The organism is Bacillus sp. RC240, assembly GCF_044907945.1.
GTDB lineage: Bacteria > Bacillota > Bacilli > Bacillales > Bacillaceae_G > Bacillus_A > Bacillus_A mycoides.
Genome location: NZ_JBIYCT010000003.1, coordinates 412233 through 430696 on the forward strand (window position 1 = coordinate 412233; position 18464 = coordinate 430696).

The following is an 18464-nucleotide window of genomic DNA, read 5'->3' on the forward strand; positions in this document are numbered from 1 at the left end:
TGGAAATGAGAATCTTTTTCAAGAACATTTGTTTCCAATTATAACAAGCAATAATAAGTACGTCAAAATAATAATTCTAAATAAGTATTGTTTCTAATATGATTTCGAATTTTATATGACAATTTATTTAAGAAAAAGAGCGGCTCACATAAATATAAGCCGCTCTTTCCCTATTCCTTAATATTTACCCCATACTCTTTAAACCAAACATGAATTTGTGCTAAATGAGCTAAAAGTTGAGGACCTGTCATTAATTGACCGAACCACGGTTTTTGAAATGCACTGCCGCCAGACTGGATCAATCCGCTCAATTGCTCCTTATCGAACAATTCATGCAAAATTGAGCCTTTATCCGTTAATAAATCTTGGAGCCATACTGTGACTGCTTTCGTATAGTGCGGGTTATGCGTTTTCGGATACGGACTTTTCTTTCTATACAATATATCATTTGGAAGTAATCCTTCTAAAGCCTTACGCAATAGACCTTTTTCGCGGTTTTTATACATTTTCATTTCCCAAGGAATATTCCACGCATATTCGACAAGTCGGTGGTCCGCAAATGGAACGCGTACTTCTAAGCTTGCCCCCATACTCATACGGTCTTTTCTGTCTAATAATGTTGTCATAAACCATACCATGTTTAAATAAAATAATTGTCGTCTCTTCGCTTCTAATGGGCTCTCTCCCTCTAAAATAGGAACTTCTTGAATGGATTCTTCATAGCGTTGTTGTACATATTGTTGTAAATTTAATTTATTTCTCCATTCTTTCTTCAGAAGTTGTTCACGCGCTTCTGTAGAACGCATCCACGGAAATGCACTTGATTGTAAATCATCTTCTCTATAAAACCACGGATAACCGCCGAATATTTCATCTGCACATTCTCCAGATAAACCGACGACAAAATCTTGTTTTATTTCACGGCAAAACCATAATAATGAAGAATCAATATCTGCCATACCAGGCAAATCGCGAACGAGTACTGCTTCTGTTAAATACTGTGCTAGTTGTTCATTAGAAATGACGCAGCGATGATGAATTGTTTGAAATGTCTCTGTCATTAAATTAATAAATGGTGCATCTGAATTCGGCTGAAACGCATTCGCTTTAAAATATTTGTCGTTATCTTCATAGTCAACAGAATACGTGTGCAATTGACCTTTCCCTGATCTTTCATACTCTTTCGCGGCAATTGCTGTGATAGCACTTGAATCTACACCTCCTGATAAAAAAGTGCATAGTGGTACGTCAGAAACTAATTGTCTCGTAATCGCATCTTGTAATAAAAAACGAGTTTTCTCTACTGTTTCTTCAAATGAATCTTCATGTTTTTTACTTTCTACATTCCAATATCTCCATATGCATAAACCGTCTTTTGAGAACGTCATTGCATGACCCGGACGCAGTTCTTGAATACCAGCATATATACCGTGACCAGGTGTTCTAGATGGTCCGAGGCCAAATATTTCTGACAACCCTTCTAACGTTACTTCCGCCTTCACATCTGGATGCGCTAGTATCGCTTTTAACTCTGAACCAAATAATAATCGTCCGCTATCATATTTATAAAAAAGCGGTTTTACACCTAATCGATCTCTGGCAATAAAGACTCTTTCATTTTTCTCATCCCATACTGCAAACGCATATATACCGTTTAAATGATCGACACATTCTTCTTTCCATTCAATATAAGATGCCAATAGTACTTCTGTATCGGAATGCCCTTTAAATGTATAACCTCTTCTTAATAACTCTTTGCGAATATCTTCTGTATTGTAGAGCTCTCCGTTATAGCAAATCGCATAACTCGTTTCGTCTTTTAAACAAGTCATGGGTTGTTTACCACCTTCAGGATCTACAACGATTAACCGTTTATGCCCAAATGCGACGTTCCCTTTAATCCAAACTTTATTATCATCTGGACCGCGTTTCGCTAGCGTTTCCGCCATCTTCGTCACGATGTCCCTTTCCCCTTCTAATGAGCGTTTATAATCCACCCATCCTGTAATCCCGCACATAAGAATCATCCTTCCTAATCTAATATCTGTTTCTGAACGTGCAGTAATCCCCACCCTATGAGTGCGGATACATAAAAACAACAAACTTGACGATAACTAACTATCCATATATGGAATAGCAGTTTCACAGTGTAAAGCGTGTTTTATTGTATGCCCATCTATCTTTAGGTGTGTCTAGTTATAAAGAACGTACGAACTGTCCATAACAAGAATAACTATTTCTATAAAAGGAGAAATGAACTATGATACAACGCAAACATATTTTGTATAACCAACCGCGCGCTCATACAGTCGGTAATGTAGAATATATAAACAAAGAATGGGTATTCTTTGATGATGAAAATGATGAGGCTTTTCTATTAGAAGATATTGCTGAAGATGGTTTTGAAATTTTATATAACAACAATTGGCTACCAGCTCGTTTTTATGAACAAGACATATTACAAATTGCAAATGAACAACATTCTCTCCAAAACGGGGAAATGATACGAATTCGAAAAAAATTACTTCTTAGCTATAATGAATGGCTTGAGGAATTACCTGACTCTGTCTTTACATTATTAACCGAATCATTGCAATCACTTAATTACTCTTTATATGATTGCATGTATTGTCATAATTATTTATCCTTCTTGCCAAAAGAGGAAGCAGGTGAAGGAGTAAATATTCTTTTATTCGATAACGACGAAATGATTTGTACATTGCAGCATCATTTTGTACGCCACTCTTCCTCTAATAAAAATATTTTGCGATTTACGAAAGTAAACGGAGAAGAGTTGCATATTGATGCGACATAAAATAAAAACCACCTTATCTCCCAAATATTTGAGATCATAAGGTGGTTTTATTTTTATTTGAATACGTACCAGCCAAGCGGTAATTTTAGTCCTAAGTATAATACCGCTACTAGCGCGACAATAAATAAGCCCCAAACCGCCCCTGTTGGTTTGTTTTTGCTCATTTTCACAAGAACCATTTCCATTCCAGCGATTACTAATATACCAGCTAGCATTTTCATGCCGTACCACATGTGCATGCTACCTGTTGCCGTCTTCACAATACTCATGTACAACATGAAACCTGTCACAATAATGATGATATACATAAGGCGAAGCCCCATATGTACACCTTTACCTTTTCTTCCTGCTGAATAAAGTGAATACGCAACGAAGAATAAAATTAATCCTAACGCCCATGCTGTAATATGCATATGTACCATCGTATCCCTGCCTCCTCTTTTTCACACTTTTTCACTCTATATGATAACATGTTCATATATTTTCAGGAAATGTTTCGCTTTTTTATATTTAAATGCTATAATATTTAGAGTATTTACAAACTTCTTGTAATAACAAAAGGGGGAACAATCATGATTCAAACTAAGGATATTATCGAACTTACAGACACATACGGGGCAAATAACTACCATCCACTTCCAATCGTTATTTCTAAAGCAGAAGGCGTTTGGGTAGAAGATCCTGAAGGAAACCGCTATATGGACTTATTAAGTGCATATTCTGCAGTAAACCAAGGTCATCGTCATCCAAAAATCATTAACGCTTTAATTGACCAAGCTAATCGAGTGACGTTAACTTCTCGTGCTTTCCATAGCGATCAATTAGGTCCTTGGTACGAAAAAGTTGCGAAACTAACAAATAAAAATATGGTACTTCCTATGAATACAGGTGCAGAGGCTGTTGAAACTGCAATTAAAACAGCTCGTCGCTGGGCTTATGATGTGAAAAAGGTAGAGGCAAACCGTGCAGAAATCATCGTTTGTGAAGATAACTTCCACGGACGTACAATGGGTGCTGTTTCTATGTCATCAAACGAAGAGTACAAGCGCGGCTTCGGTCCAATGCTTCCTGGCATTATTGTAATTCCTTACGGTGATTTAGAAGCGTTAAAAGCTGCGATTACACCAAATACAGCTGCATTCATTTTAGAGCCAATCCAAGGTGAAGCAGGAATTAACATTCCACCAGCTGGTTTCTTACAAGAAGCTTTTGAAGTATGTAAAAAAGAAAACGTTTTATTCGTAGCAGATGAAATCCAAACAGGCTTAGGCCGTACGGGTAAAGTATTTGCTTGCGACTGGGACAATGTAACTCCTGACATGTACATACTTGGTAAAGCACTTGGCGGCGGCGTATTCCCAATCTCTTGTGTTGCAGCAAACAGCGACATTTTAGGTGTATTCGAGCCAGGTTCTCACGGTTCTACATTCGGTGGTAACCCACTTGCATGTGCTGTTTCTATTGCAGCTCTTGAAGTATTAGAAGAAGAAAAATTAACAGAGCGTTCTCTTCAATTAGGAGAAAAACTAGTTGGGCAATTAAAAGAAATTGATAACCCAATGATTACTGACATTCGCGGTAAAGGTTTATTCATCGGTATCGAATTAAACGAGCCAGCTCGTCCTTACTGTGAACAACTAAAAGCAGCTGGTCTATTATGTAAAGAAACACACGAAAACGTAATTCGTATTGCACCACCTCTAGTAATCTCTGAAGAAGATTTAGAGTGGGCGTTCCAAAAAATTAAAGCTGTACTATCTTAATTATAGTGAGGTTGTCCTAAATATAGGACAACCTCTTTCTTTTTTTAGTAGTTTATCGTAAAATAAAATTGAATATTCTGTTTTTCGTTAAAAAGGGGGTAACTGTATGCTATTGAAATACGGTAAACACATTAACAATTTAGCTACAATTTTTATTTCTATGACATTCATCGGCTTCATATTATCTACAACTTTACTCAGTCATTATTCAACTCCTAATACATTCACACTACTCAAAACATCATTTTGGGCTGCTGTTTTCCTTACAATTATCGGTTTTGGCCGTGAGAGAAGCGCACTTGCAGTTATGCTAATTGGAATTTGTACTTTAGCATTAATCGGATTGTATATTTTCGCCATCATAGATTACTCCATTAATCCACGCCCATAGAAAAGAGCTATCTTTTCACAAGATAGCTCTTTTTTCATTTCACTATATTTCTTAACGTACCAATTCCTTCTACTGTAATAACAACTTCATCACCAGCATGTAAAAACTTCGGCGGTGTAAAACCTTTACCAACACCAGCTGGTGTCCCTGTTGCAATGATATCTCCTGGCTCTAATGTCATGCCTTTACTTATAGTTGAAATAATTTCTTCTACTGAAAAAATCATTTCTCTCGTATTTGAAGTTTGCCTTACTTCTCCATTTACCACTGTTTCAATGTGTAATGCATTCGGCGTTCTAACCATCGATTTATGAATTAAATACGGTCCCATCGGACAAAATGTATCGAAACTTTTCCCTAGGAAAAATTGTTTATGTTTCCTTTGAATATCCCGAGCAGTTACATCATTTATAACTGTATATCCAAAAACATGATCAAGAGCTTTTTCTATTTTTATTTGTTTCCCTCGCTTACCGATAACGATTGCTAGTTCACCTTCGTAATCAAGTTCATTCGTCGCGTGAGGGTGACCATTAATTTGCTCATCAATTCCGATAACTGTTGTTGGCGCCTTTGTAAAAATCATTATATTTTCAGGGATAGACTCTATTCCGCCCATTTCTACCGCATGCTCACGATAGTTCTTTCCAACACAAAGAATATTTTTTCTCGGCCTTGGAATCGGTGCTAATATTTTCACCTCTGCTAACGGATAATACGCCGATCCCGCATTTTCCTTCGCCCAATTTACAATATCGTACACTTTCTCAAGACATTCGCTTCCTCTTTCAATACACTCTAACATGGTAATTGGGATAGTAACCTTTTCCCCTTTTTGTCTTTGCGCTTCTCTTAAATGTAATACCTTTTCTTCCTCTTCATCCACAATACCTACAAATACTTTTTCTTCTTTCTTCGCCGTTACAAAACGCAACATTTCCACTCTCCATCCTAAAACTCATACCCTATAATTGTATTCGCATCCTTAAGAAAAAAACCTTCTTACACACGCTAATTTTTACAATATTCAACCATTCTTACATTTGTTCCTCATCCGTTATTTGACATAAAATGTAGAAATTATACTTTTTTTAGCGAAGATGTTTCTTTTTTATGGGATTTTTGTATAATATGTACTACATATATACATAAAATTTATTGAGAGATGGAGCCGATTTCAATGTTTGAGCAAGCTATCGAAAAAAAACGCGAAAAAATGATCTATTTTGCTGAACGCTACGGAATGACTTCTCAAAAAACAGTAGATTGTAGCCAGGAATTGGACAGGCTCTTAAATGTTGTTTGGCCTATACATACAGATTGCACACATACTCAAATGTTCGAAACACATACGCAATAACGTATGTGTTTCTTTTATTTCGAAAAAATACACATTTTATTGAAAACGCCCATACAATAGTAGAAAAGAAAATTTTAAAAACGAAAGGTGTTTTGTATGCCAGCTATGGTCGGACATATTCGTATCGTTAACATTGGATCAAGTGGTATTTTTCATATTGGAGATGTATTTGCGATTAGACCTATTAGTTATTCACGCGCTTTTGCCGGAGCCGGTTCATTTAATGTTGGGGATAACGTCTCTGTCTACAATTATCAAAGCTCAACGACCGTCAATGATTCAGATGTAATTGATCAAGCAATAATTGGTTCGAACTAAAGGGGGCGATTGCATTGAATTTTTATGTGAACCAAAGTATCATCATTAACAGCATTAAAATCGATAGCATTACGACCTCTTCCGTTTTTCAAATTGGAACTGCAGGTAGTATTAAGGCTCTTTCTAAATTCTCAAATTCTGGCGGATTTACAGAACCGCTTCGCCCTTTACATGCGAAAGGACAAATTATTTCCATCAAACCATCAACTAGTTCTTCTTAAGGTATCCTTGTCATAAATATATAGCAGGAATATATTTCCCCTCCCTATTGAAAAGGAGGTTTCACAAATGAATCAAGATATATATACTTACCTACACCAACTTCAACAAGCTCTCCAAATACAGCAGCAAACTATTCTAAACCTTGAAGAGCAAGTTCGCCTACTACAAGAAGAGCTTAATGAGTTAAAAAGTCGTCCCTCCTCTTCTATAGGAAAAGTGGAATATAAATTCGATCAATTAAAAGTAGAAAATTTAAACGGCACTTTAAATATTGGCTTGAATCCATTTTCATCAAAAGGGCAACAAATTGAAGATTTTCAAGTGGATACAGAAACATTAAAAGTAAATCCTGAAACAGAAACAAATCCAGACTTTTATCAAGGTATCCTCCAAGAAATGCATCGCTATTTAGATGAAGAAGCATATAGTCGAATTCTCCATTTTGAACAAGAAGAGAGAACGCCGCTTGATGAGATGTATCGACAAATGATGGTGGATGACATAAAAAAACAGATGGAACATAGACTTCCATATTATTTATCACAAGTTCAATCGTATGAGGGTATTTCCACAGATCCCGATTATTTACGAGACATCATTATTCAAGCGATGAAACAAGATATTGACAAGGCGTTCCTTTCCTTTATTCAACACATACCGGGCAATTTCCGAAAGGAGTGAGTATGTATGAATTTAAATGTTGTAAACCGCGAGTTAAAAGTAGGCCAGATTAAAATGAACGGGGTTTCTTCTTCCGCATTATTTTTAATTGGAGATGCAAACCTTCTCATCCTTTCTTCTATTCTTGATACGCCATTCGAATCTGTTACAGAGGGACCATTTGTACCATTAGTAACAGATGTCCCTCCGACTCCAGGTTGAGGAGAGGAAAAATTATGCTCCGTCATACTTCAATTGTACAAAATGTTTCTATCATTTCTATGGGGGTTTCAGCCGTCTTCCAGGCCGGGGATTCTAATCAAATAGAATTAAAAAATAGAGCACTTATCGTTCATCGAGAAATCCCTTGTTATATAAAAGGTGAAGGTCGTTTTGATGCGTTTGAAATCTTTACAGATGAGTACATTACAATTCCAAAGCGAACAACAGATGTAAAAATGAATATTGTAAATGAGTGCCCTTTTATTGAAGTAAATGATGTTCACTTGCGAACGCTTTTAAATTCCGCGTGCTTCCAAATCGGCAATGTTGACTATGTTTTTAATAATTCTCGCACGCTACAAATCCGCCAATTTATTACTGATGAACCTTCCTCTAAATAATTCATATAGTAATTAAAAAGCTTAGTAAAGTAGGTGGATGGTATGCCTTCGGTTGTAGGAAATCTTGTCGTTCAAAACAGTAACGGCTCTTTCAACTTAGGAGATTTTTATAACGTGTCTCCAAAAGAAAATACGAAAGCTTATAACGGATCTGGGGCTTCCAATGTCGGATTTGTCGTCAACACCTTTAGCGGTGTTAGCGCAACGAATACATTTGATTCTGATGTAGCAGACCAAGATCAAATTGGAACAGCGTAAAAAAGAAACAGCCCTAGCTCTATTTTGTGTAGAGCTAGGGCTGTTTCTTTTAATTTTAACATCTTACATATTTACGTTTGAATCCGAGTCTTCCTCTATCAAGTTCTTTATGAATACTTTCGTAAGCATTTAGAAAACTGCTTTTTTTGTTGTCCCGTTTTAGCTCCACTATGCCTACTTCCTTTGCAGTTTCAACTGCCTTTTCATGTAGCGGCACATATGAAATCCCCACAGTGTTTAGAAAATTATTCATAGCGGATTTCGTTCGTTCTGGCGCATCGTGAATTGTATTTTTCACAACTTCTAGCATACTGGTAATCTTACTTTCGGAAAATTCATTGTCTTTTCGATTCCCTAAAAGCCAGCAGTAGCAACTCCAGCCCGCGGACATTCTTAGTTCGTCACCACTTGCAATCCATTTATCAGCAACGTCTTGTGCAAAATCTGATTCTGATAAAGTTACTGCCACCACATAATCGGACAGCATATAAAAGTACGCCCCATCCATCCAACGATCAAAATCCGATTCATTCATAATTTTTGGGTCTGCAATAATGCCTGCAAAGTACATTGCATCGTAGTTACCTGTGGCATACAGCTCTTCAGCTAAACTTTGATTTATTTTTATTTTCTTTGCGATTGGTTTCATAGCACCTGTAGCTACGCCAAAAAGTGGATCCTTTGCACCATTGGATATGTATATTTTTTTAGTTCGTTCCTTGCCGAGAGTTTCAAGCTCTTGCATTACTGTTTCAAAATCCATAGTGTTGCACTTCCTTCCTTAATATTATAATCAATTCGATTATATAAACTAATCATTAGTTTAAGATGCTACTCCTCACTAATGATTAGTTTTTCTTTATTGAAATGATAATCCCTTATCTTCTAAATCCGCTCTTAATTTAGGTAAAGATGCTGGCCCTATACCGTGCAGTTTCAAAATTTCTTTTTCACTATACTTTGAAAGTTCTTCTAGAGTATGAATTCCATGGTGCTCTAACGCTCGCCTTGCTGGTGCTGAAAGAAGAGAAAGAAAGCCTTCTTTTGGCTTTCTCTCTTTCTCACAGGTTGGGCAAGTTGGACAATCGCTACTTTGTAGTACTCGTGTCCTTGATCACAAGTTCTTAACGTCGCCATAATCCATAACCCCTTTCTAAGCTCTATTCCTCAATATTTACAACATGATTTCCATCAAAGAAATATAAACATTTCTCTTTCACAGGATGTTTTAAGCTTTTCTCGAGTGCTTTTGCATATAGTGAAAGCTGTACTTTGTATCGGTCTTCTAAAATTGGTTTCGCTTGATCAAATCCGCCTGGGAACTTTCCTTCAATCGTATCTGTTTTAAAGTCGATTAAAGTAATTCCGTCTTCCTCTTCGATCATGCAGTCGATAACCCCTTGGACAAGTATTGATTCGCCTTTCTTCCCTTGCCAATCTTGATACGCTTCTTCTGCTGAAAGCATCATCGTAAATGGTACTTCGCGCTCAACACTTTTTGCTGCTAATACCCTTTTACCTAAGTCACTGTCAAAGAATGAAATTACCTTTTCAATCGCTATTTCTTCAGCTTGTTCAAATGTTAATAGTTCTTTATTTACCATTCTTGCAATTTGTTCTTGAAGAACTTCAATCGTAATTGGTTTCTTCAAATCTACATGCTGCATAACGGCATGGACTGCTGTCCCTCGCTCTGCGTATGTTAGCCCTTTTTTCTCCATAAAGCGCGGACGTGTTTTAATTGGTGCACGAAGTTTTTTAATAAAGGCGTTATCGCTACCTTCTTCAGATTGATAATTTCTCTTTATTTCTGTAACAGACTGCTTCGCACGGTGAGATGTCGCGTCCGCATACCCGTATTCCCACATCAATCTGTCGTACACTTCTTCTTTCCGTTCACTTTCTAACGGAACAGCTTTTTTATCACGAAGCGCTTCTAATAACTCTTGTTTCTCTTCTTGAACTGGTTCTGGTGCAAGTAAATCTTTTCCTTCAACAACTTCTACTTTCCAGCTAGCACTATATTCATAAATTTCGCCTGGAATATTTCCTTGTCCTAATTCAAGAAGCATTTCACTATCACGGTGTCTATATAATGAAGGTGCAATCCAGTCTAAGTAGCAAGACGCTCCGGCACGTATATGGTCTGGTAATAACCATTCACTATGCTCCCTTGCATCGAGCCATTTTTCCATTTCTTTATTGGCATCTTTAACCGTTCCAATTAAAATTAACTTCTCTTTCGCACGCGTTAACGCTACGTATAACACGCGCATTTCTTCCGCGATTAATTCCATTTTCATTTTACGCTTAATTGCTAGTTGCGATAATGTCGTATATTTAATTCGTTTACGAGGATCGATAAATTGTGAACCGAAACCGAAATCTTTATGAAGTAAGAAACGCTTCATTAAATCTTGTGTATTAAAACGGCGACCAAGTCCAGCTACAAATACGACTGGGAACTCTAGCCCTTTACTTTTATGAATCGTCATAATGCGAACAACATCTTCTTGTTCTCCAAGAGCTCTCGCCGTTCCCATATCATCTCCGCGTTCTAAAATACGCTCAATAAAACGTAAGAAGCGGAATAATCCTCTAAACGATGTTGCTTCATATTGTCTTGCACGGTCATATAGTACACGCAGGTTTGCCTGCCTTTGCTTTCCGGCTGGTAAACCGCCGACAAAGTCGTAATAGCCTGTCTCACCGTACACTTTCCAAATTAAATCAGAAAGAGATTGTTGACGCGCAAATTCACGCCACCCTTGCAGTAAGTTATAAAACCACTCTAATTTATCATGCAGTTCTTGTTCTTCTTCAAGCGGCGCTCCCTTTAAGAATAAGCTCATCACTTCATAAAACGAGCCTTTCTTTCCATGAGCACGAAGCGTCGCAAGTTCTTCGTCATTTAGTCCAACGATCGGTGAACGAAGTACAGCTGCAAGCGGAATATCTTGCATCGGGTTATCAATGACGCGGAATACGTTCATCATAATATTTACTTCTGTCGCTTCAAAGTAACCAGTCGCAAGGTCAGCATATACCGGAATTCCTTGTAGTTTTAACTCTTCCATAATTTGCGGCGCCCATGGCATGGAGCGAAGTAAAATAACGAAATCACGATATTGCACTGGGCGCATACTATCGGTTTTACGATCATACACTTCATATCCTGAATCGACCATTGCTTTAATACGCTGCGCCATAAGACGAGCTTCAAGCTGCGCTTTTTCTACTTCGGCACCTTCTTCACCGTCTTGCACTTCTTCCTCAGTTTGCTGAATACATAATAGCTCTGCCGCTACATCTTCACCTTCTGGATAGCTAGCACCTAGCTTTAATTCAGCGTCAGCATCATAATCGATTTCGCCGACTTCTTCGCCCATAATTTGTTTGAAAATAAAGTTCGTACCTGCTAGCACTTCATGACGGCTACGGAAGTTTTTCGCTAAGTCAATCTTCATTCCGCCGCCCGATCCTTCTTGTGTGAAACGTTTATATTTTCCTAAGAATAAACCAGGCTCTGCTAGTCGGAAACGATAGATTGACTGTTTTACGTCACCAACCATGAACAAGTTTCCTTCACTCTCAGAATCTTTCGTTACGAATTTAATAATTGATTCCTGTACGAAGTTCGTATCTTGATATTCATCAACTAGTACTTCAGCAAATTTATTACGATATTGAAGTGCTACTGCTGACGGCTTCATTTCACCGTCTTCACTTTGCTCGCTTAAAATTTGCAAACAGAAATGCTCTAAATCTGTGAAATCGACCATTCCTTTATCTCGCTTAATCGCTTGGAAACGCTCTGTAAATACTTTTACAAGCTTCACGAGTTTTTCTAATACAGGATGCATATCTTGAAAATCTCGTAAGAAACTTTCGGGTCTGCGGCTAAATAGCTCTTCTTGTAATTTCTTCACTTCATCTTTCGCTTTATTCCGAAGAGAATCTACTTGTTTTACAACATCTTCGTTGTAATCACTTTTTTTAATACGCTTTAACGTTTGCCACGATACATTTTGCATCGCTTCATAAACGCTTGTCCACGATCCACGCGCTGCTGAGGATAACGTTCCAAGTAAAGCTAAATCCGCTTGTAAAGTTTCAACGCGAGGCGCTGGACCATCAGGAAGCATTGCGAGTTCAGTCGCCTTACGAATATGCTTTTCCGCTGTTTCAAGCTGAAACTTCACATCCTCTAATAAGTAAGAAGCGTACACTAAATCTTCAATCGTCTTTCCTTCAACGTCGTATGCTTCTACTAATTTATCAAGCCACTTCTCCGGGTTTGGATGCGCTCTTGATTCTGTATGAAGCGCTAAAATCATTCGTTGTAAGTCATCGTCACTACGGTCACTCGTATAACGATCAACTAGTTCAAAGAAAATACTATTATCTTCGATTCCATATTCTTCTTCTAATATGTCATCTAGCACTTCTTCTTTTAATAACTCATTTTCTGTTTGGTTCGCAATACGAAAACGAGGATCGACATCAAGCATGTAATAATATCCTCTAATAACTTGTAAACAAAATGAATGAATTGTAGAAATGGAAGCTTTATTTAATAAGCTAAGCTGCTTTCTTATATGCTGTGAACCTGGCCCATCAATTAATACTTTTTCTAACGCTTCCCCAATTCGATTTTTCATTTCTTGCGCTGCTGCATTCGTAAATGTTACAACGAGCAGGCGGTCGACATCGACTGGATTTTCCTCACTTATAATCTTTTTAATAATACGTTCAACTAATACCGCTGTTTTCCCTGATCCAGCTGCCGCTGCGACTAAAATATCACGTCCGTTCGCTACAACCGCTTTCCACTGGTCATCTGTCCATTGACTACCTTCTGGTTTCTGAGGCCAATTTTCTATCATTCTCCGCCAACCTCCTCTCTAATTTTCTCCATCGCTTCGCTATCTTTCATATCTTTTAACGTACGGAATTGGTTATCTTCAAGTGATTCATCAAATTGACAAACAGATTTGAAGTTACAGAACGTACATGCCGCTTTATTCCCCTTTTTGTAAGGAGCAATATCGATAACACCTTCTGTAATGTCTTTTCCGATATTTTCAAACGAGTGGTGTACATATTTTTGAAGTACGTTAAACTCTTGTTCACTTGCAATGCTAGAACGCGCACTAAAACTACCATCTTTTTTCAGACCAGCAGAAATAATATCAGAGCTTCCTGTTGAAAGTTTATTATCCATTAAACGCACAACGTCAGCATCTCCTAGTACGAGACCTTTCATTTTAAATTTCTTTAAAATTTCTTTCTCAATTTCTTCTTCAGATGCATCGCCTTTCATCTCAACAATCGGGTTATGAATATGGAAATACAATACACCCGCCGGTGATGCAGTACTGCCCTTTTTCATCCACGTATGTGCATTTGAAGTAACAACATCTAAATACGTTAACATTTGAAGTGCGAGTCCGTAATACACTTCTGTTAAATCTAACGCTTTCGAACTTGATTTATAATCAATAATACGAAGGAACGTACCACTCTCATCTTCCGCCTTATCAACACGGTCAATACGGCCAACTACTTCCATCTTCACACCATTTGGCAACGCAAATTCCATCGGCGGAAGCGATCCAGTCCCGCCCATACCGAACGGTACTTCTAAATCAACTGGTACAAATCCACTCGACTTCGCATGTTCACGAAGAATAAGTGACGTACGGAAAATGATTTGTTGTAGTTTTTGCTTTAAATAGAAATGACGGTTCGAACTTAATAAAATTTGTCTTTGTAATAACGGTGCAATTTCTTCTATTACTAAAGCAGAAAGGTGTTCACACTCTTTTATTGATAAATCCGCCCAAGTCCGATTTTCACGTAATAGCTTGTCTGCAATTCTCTTCAGCGCTGCATGGAATAATTCACCGATATCTGGCGCATCAAGTTTGAAAATATCACGCTCTCTTAGCGATAAACCGTGCTGGGCAAAATGAGCGTACGCACAGCGATTAAATAGTTCCATACGAGAAACGCTTCCCTTAATTGTATCTCCATATAAATCCCTACTTACATCTGTACTTAGTTTCTGTGCACGATTTCGGTAGAATAAACTTGATAACACACGGCTACTTTTTTGCTTCCATTCATCTGAAGTAACGTAGAAGTTATATACGTCCCACCAAAAGTCTAAATTCCCTTCAAATCCGTATCGCTTCCACGTTTGCAGTTGCTGCATGACATAAGACAACGTTACTTCTGGCGTTGCTACATATGAGATTTGTTCCGAACGCGATAAGTCATTTACATCATTCGTAATAAACGATTCTTTCACATCAGGGAACATTCTTTTTATTTTTTTAATAAAACTAGAAGCAAGTAACGTCTTTCCTTCTTCATCCGCAAGTGGACAGGAAATGTATAACTTCTCAGATGCTCTCGTCACCATTTGATACATAACGAACTGTTCTTCTAATAAAGTTTGTCTCGTCGTTGGTGCTAATTCGATACCTGCAGCGGTGAGAACATTTCTTTCCTCATCAGAAAGCATACCTTCATCCATAGGCGCTGCTGGAATCACTCCTTCATTTACTCCAATAATGAACGTCGCTTTAATATCTGATAATCTAGAATGATCAATATTAGCAACTAACACTTGATCTAGTGACGGCGGAATGTTCGCAAATTGAAGTGCCTCAAGACCTGTCGACATAACCTCCGTAAACATTGAAAGGGACATCTTCTCTTCGCCAAGCATCTCAACGAACGTATCAAGAAGATTCATCACTTCTTCCCATACTTGCTCATGGTCTGTCGCAAATAAGAAATCTCCATTTTCTTCTGCACGAACACGTAATTCTTCTAGTTTTTTCGGAACGTCAAGCTCCTCTAAAAATAAATATACCGCTTCGCACATTTGCATAACTGTTCCAGCACGCTTCAGTCTTTTTTGCATACGAATAACTGGCGTTCTTACAACGTCGCGAAGTCGATTTATTTTCTCTTCCATTTCACGCTCACTGTCTGTTATCATTTCGCTCGCATCATCAAGAGAACGATAACGACGATACATCCACGGATCTTCAGAAGTCCATCTCTTCCCTTGTACACCGTACGCTAAACAGTAGTTTTCAAACTCATCCATCTCTTCGCGCATCGCTTCTTTTCTTACATCTAATGGATATAAAAGCTCTGTTTTCACGCAGCGAAATACTGCATCATAACGCCAATTCCCGCTAATAATCTCGAGTGCAGAACGAATACATTCTACTAGCGGATGATGTGACATTGGGCGTTTTTCATCGATGAAATGCGGGATATTATAATCCGTAAATAACGTTCGCATTACGTCGTAATAACTTTCTCCGTTACGAAGAAGGACTGCGATATCTCGGTAACGATAGTCTTCATCCGCCACAAGTCTTCTAATTTCACGAGCTACCCCTTCTACTTCAGCTCGTAAATTAGCTGCTGTACTAATTGTCACACTCGCTTCACCGTGATACTTTTCATTCGGACGCGCTTCATAATGCGTTTCTAAATGAGCTAATGCTGGAGAATGAAAACGCGGTTGTTCCATAAGTGGAATTGTTTTTTCAATTTCTATTTTCTCTTCACGCGCTACTTGTTTTATTTTTTCATACGTTAACGTCGTTTCATAAAATAAATCTAGTTCATTCACTGGCTGCGCTAACGTTTTTTCATCTATCGTTAATGTTATTGTTACTCTTGTTCCTAATTTCATTAGCCCTCTAACGATTTCTAGCTCTTGAGGAGAAAATGAATGGAATCCATCTATATAAATTTCCGCGCCTTTTACATACTCAGAGTCTGAAAGCTTCTCAATTAATAATTGTAAGTAGTCTTCTGAATCTAAATACTTTCCGATTAAAGCACGTTCAAAATCATCATATAATAACTGTAAATCATACACTTTATTCGCTAGTAGCTTTTGCTCTGCACTACTGCTATGTGTGTCTAATTGTTGCCACATTTCATATACGTTAGACGGCGTCACATTGTAACGTTTAAACTCAGCAATCATACTACCAAGATGTTCAAAGAAACCGTTTTGCTCCGCTGCTTTTTGAAACACAGATAGTCCATCTTTACGAGACTCTACAATTTTACGAAGCAACATATGTACACCAGCTTCATCAATATGAAGACGACTCGCTCCGCCAACTTCTTGCAGCACCTTCCACGCTAATCGCGAAAAACTAAAAACTTGTGCCCGAATAGAACCTCTTACATCTTCACTCCCAATTAACGCCTGCTGCGTTTGGAATGTCATCTGTTCTGGCACAAGATATAATATTGTTTTCCCTCTTGGGCGCTGTTTTAACTCTTCTTGCACTTCGTGTAAACAAAGTGTACTTTTTCCACTTCCAGCTCTACCAATCACAAATCGAAGTGACATGTAACCCCACCTTTCACTTACATAACGAACGTTAGTTTGCTATCACAATTGTATTATAGGACGATAAAAAAGACAAACATACTCGTTTGTCTTTTCCTTATACTTCATTTTATTATATCAGCCTTTTGAAAAATTCGTTTGTACCTCTTGAATCGGCCAATATCGTAAATCAACTTTACCGACAACTGTATCAGCTTTCACAAAGCCGAAGTGCCTACTATCCCAACTACCAAGGCGGTTGTCACCAACTACAAAAATAGAACCGGGTGGTACAAACTTTTCTTTCGTTAATTCTTCTAATTTAAAATCACCTGTTAATTGCCGTCCATTCGTCTCTTTCTTATACGTCTCTAAATAAGGTTCCTCCACGAATTGTCCGTTTATATATAATTTATCATGCTTATATTCGATATGATCCCCAGGTAAACCGATAATTCGCTTTACATAGTCCTCTTTTTTATTCGCATGAAAAACGACGACATCAAATCGATTCAAGTCCCCTACTTGATAACTCACCTTATTCACAACGAGCATATTTCCATCTTGCAATGTCGGCATCATTGACTTCCCCTCTACAACGTACGTTGAAAAGAAAAACGTTCGAAAAAATACAGCTAATAGTACACCAATTAAAATTGTTCTTATCCACTCTAGCCCTTCTTTTTTCAAAGTTTTCTTCATTCGCTTCTCCCCTCGCCCTTTAATAATTAAGCTTGCATTTATAAAGTGAAACTTAATCGGTGGGGGTTTTGTTCATCCCCCACCGATTATTAGCCCGCACCAATCGGGCATTTACGGGCAGTTTGATCTCCCACCTAACTTCTTTGCTTCAGTCGAATTTTTTGGTGGGAGTTTTATTGCCCCCAAATAGCGGGACAAAGAAGAATTTTCCTACTGTAGTTCTAACTTTACTTCAATTTTTTTACCGACATACCATAAACTAAAAATAACAACGCCCACAATAACCGATTTCACCGGCTTATGAATAAATGACACTAAATCATGACCGATATACGTTAAAATAAAGATCATAACAAGCTTTCCGAATGCTAATGCTAGTCCAAACTGTTTTACGCTAATGCGAGATAAACCAGCTACAACGTTTATAAGCGCAGATGGTGTGAACGGAAAACAAAATATAACAAAGATTGGCGCGAACCCTTTTCTTTCAATCCATCCCATCGCTTTTCGCACTCTCTCATGCTTATTTACAAAAGAAAAGAAACGACTTCTTCCAAAGCTACGAATAATGAAAAATACAAGCATTGCACCAATTACTGACCCAATCCATGAATAAAGAAAACCGAACCAAAAACCAAATGCAACAGCATTCGCCAACACAAACACAATGAGTGGCAATGCCGGAATAAGCGCCTCTATCATCGGTAAGCCAATACCGAGAAGCGGTCCGAACGCACGATAACTTTCAACAATATGATCCATATTTTCTGGTGAAAAATACTCTTTGATTGTTTGAAAATCCATTCTACACTTTACCCCTTTACTCTAATTACTACCTCTACTGTATCATCGCTTAAATGAAAGAGGAAATGGTAGATACGACATATGGAGATGTATTTATTAAAGTTTCCATATCATTCGCTAGAATTCCTTCATTATTATGCTATGATAATCTTTCAATATTCGACAAGGTTT

At 37.8% G+C, this 18464-nt stretch carries 18 protein-coding genes and 1 pseudogene; 10 read left to right on the plus strand and 9 right to left on the minus strand.

Features of this window, described 5'->3' with window-relative positions; all coding sequences use genetic code 11:
• Nucleotides 1–170 precede the first annotated feature (170 nt).
• On the minus strand, nt 171–2018 hold the full coding sequence (gene asnB, locus ABH955_RS13780) for an asparagine synthase (glutamine-hydrolyzing) (RefSeq protein ID WP_016119809.1): 1848 nt from the start codon (nt 2016–2018) through the stop codon (nt 171–173).
• 242 nt (nt 2019–2260) lie between these two features.
• Between asnB and ABH955_RS13785 the strand changes: the two genes are divergently transcribed.
• On the plus strand, nt 2261–2815 hold the full coding sequence (locus ABH955_RS13785; protein WP_404491208.1) for a DUF2777 domain-containing protein: 555 nt from the start codon (nt 2261–2263) through the stop codon (nt 2813–2815).
• Between the two features lie 53 nt (nt 2816–2868).
• Here the strand turns inward: ABH955_RS13785 and ABH955_RS13790 are convergent, their stop codons facing one another.
• A complete protein-coding gene (locus tag ABH955_RS13790; RefSeq protein WP_002011256.1) occupies nt 2869–3237 on the minus strand; it encodes a YisL family protein in 369 nt (122 codons plus the stop codon).
• A gap of 150 nt (nt 3238–3387) precedes the next feature.
• On the opposite strand from ABH955_RS13790, the gene rocD reads away from it, so the two are divergent.
• Nucleotides 3388–4578: an ornithine aminotransferase gene (gene rocD, locus ABH955_RS13795; RefSeq protein ID WP_000616665.1), complete on the plus strand. Its 1191-nt coding sequence runs from the start codon at nt 3388–3390 to the stop codon at nt 4576–4578.
• Nucleotides 4579–4684: 106 nt separating this feature from the next.
• Complete coding sequence (locus ABH955_RS13800; protein WP_404491209.1) at nt 4685–4969, plus strand: hypothetical protein; 285 nt, start codon at nt 4685–4687, stop codon at nt 4967–4969.
• Nucleotides 4970–5003: 34 nt separating this feature from the next.
• Here the strand turns inward: ABH955_RS13800 and ABH955_RS13805 are convergent, their stop codons facing one another.
• The gene (locus ABH955_RS13805) at nt 5004–5906 is read right to left on the minus strand and encodes a fumarylacetoacetate hydrolase family protein (protein WP_404491210.1); all 903 of its coding nucleotides are present in this window, start codon (nt 5904–5906) and stop codon (nt 5004–5006) included.
• A gap of 243 nt (nt 5907–6149) precedes the next feature.
• On the opposite strand from ABH955_RS13805, the gene ABH955_RS13810 reads away from it, so the two are divergent.
• The 7 genes from ABH955_RS13810 (at nt 6150) to gerPF (ending at nt 8410) form a co-directional block, all read left to right on the plus strand.
• Nucleotides 6150–6329: an aspartyl-phosphate phosphatase Spo0E family protein gene (locus tag ABH955_RS13810; protein WP_002087032.1), complete on the plus strand. Its 180-nt coding sequence runs from the start codon at nt 6150–6152 to the stop codon at nt 6327–6329.
• Nucleotides 6330–6425: 96 nt separating this feature from the next.
• On the plus strand, nt 6426–6647 hold the full coding sequence (gene gerPA, locus ABH955_RS13815) for a spore germination protein GerPA (RefSeq protein ID WP_001111190.1): 222 nt from the start codon (nt 6426–6428) through the stop codon (nt 6645–6647).
• Nucleotides 6648–6661: 14 nt separating this feature from the next.
• Complete coding sequence (gerPB, locus tag ABH955_RS13820; RefSeq protein ID WP_001012505.1) at nt 6662–6868, plus strand: spore germination protein GerPB; 207 nt, start codon at nt 6662–6664, stop codon at nt 6866–6868.
• Nucleotides 6869–6935: 67 nt separating this feature from the next.
• The gene (gene gerPC / locus ABH955_RS13825; RefSeq protein ID WP_044437743.1) at nt 6936–7550 is read left to right on the plus strand and encodes a spore germination protein GerPC; all 615 of its coding nucleotides are present in this window, start codon (nt 6936–6938) and stop codon (nt 7548–7550) included.
• A gap of 6 nt (nt 7551–7556) precedes the next feature.
• Nucleotides 7557–7751, plus strand: coding sequence for a spore germination protein GerPD (gerPD, locus tag ABH955_RS13830; protein ID WP_001052805.1), 195 nt, complete (start codon nt 7557–7559; stop codon nt 7749–7751).
• A gap of 14 nt (nt 7752–7765) precedes the next feature.
• A complete protein-coding gene (locus ABH955_RS13835; protein ID WP_113937653.1) occupies nt 7766–8152 on the plus strand; it encodes a spore germination protein GerPE in 387 nt (128 codons plus the stop codon).
• Between the two features lie 42 nt (nt 8153–8194).
• The gene (gene gerPF / locus ABH955_RS13840; protein WP_001141570.1) at nt 8195–8410 is read left to right on the plus strand and encodes a spore germination protein GerPF; all 216 of its coding nucleotides are present in this window, start codon (nt 8195–8197) and stop codon (nt 8408–8410) included.
• A 55-nt stretch (nt 8411–8465) separates the two neighbouring features.
• On the opposite strand, the gene ABH955_RS13845 is transcribed toward gerPF, so the two are convergent.
• The 6 genes and pseudogenes from ABH955_RS13845 to ABH955_RS13870 all read right to left on the minus strand — a co-directional run bounded on the left by ABH955_RS13845 (nt 8466) and on the right by ABH955_RS13870 (nt 18293).
• On the minus strand, nt 8466–9173 hold the full coding sequence (locus tag ABH955_RS13845; RefSeq protein WP_404491211.1) for a DNA alkylation repair protein: 708 nt from the start codon (nt 9171–9173) through the stop codon (nt 8466–8468).
• Nucleotides 9174–9269: 96 nt separating this feature from the next.
• A pseudogene (locus tag ABH955_RS13850) lies at nt 9270–9547 on the minus strand (RNA polymerase alpha subunit C-terminal domain-containing protein).
• Between the two features lie 23 nt (nt 9548–9570).
• Nucleotides 9571–13296, minus strand: a complete 3726-nt coding sequence (gene addA / locus ABH955_RS13855) for a helicase-exonuclease AddAB subunit AddA (protein ID WP_404491212.1) — start codon at nt 13294–13296, stop codon at nt 9571–9573.
• Nucleotides 13293–16808, minus strand: a complete 3516-nt coding sequence (gene addB / locus ABH955_RS13860; protein ID WP_113937650.1) for a helicase-exonuclease AddAB subunit AddB — start codon at nt 16806–16808, stop codon at nt 13293–13295. Before addB ends, addA begins: the two co-directional genes overlap by 4 nt.
• A gap of 117 nt (nt 16809–16925) precedes the next feature.
• Entirely contained in the window at nt 16926–17489 is a 564-nt protein-coding gene (gene lepB, locus ABH955_RS13865) for a signal peptidase I (RefSeq protein WP_113937649.1), read from the minus strand.
• A 210-nt stretch (nt 17490–17699) separates the two neighbouring features.
• A complete protein-coding gene (locus ABH955_RS13870; protein ID WP_113937648.1) occupies nt 17700–18293 on the minus strand; it encodes a TVP38/TMEM64 family protein in 594 nt (197 codons plus the stop codon).
• Between the last annotated feature and the right edge of the window lie 171 nt (nt 18294–18464).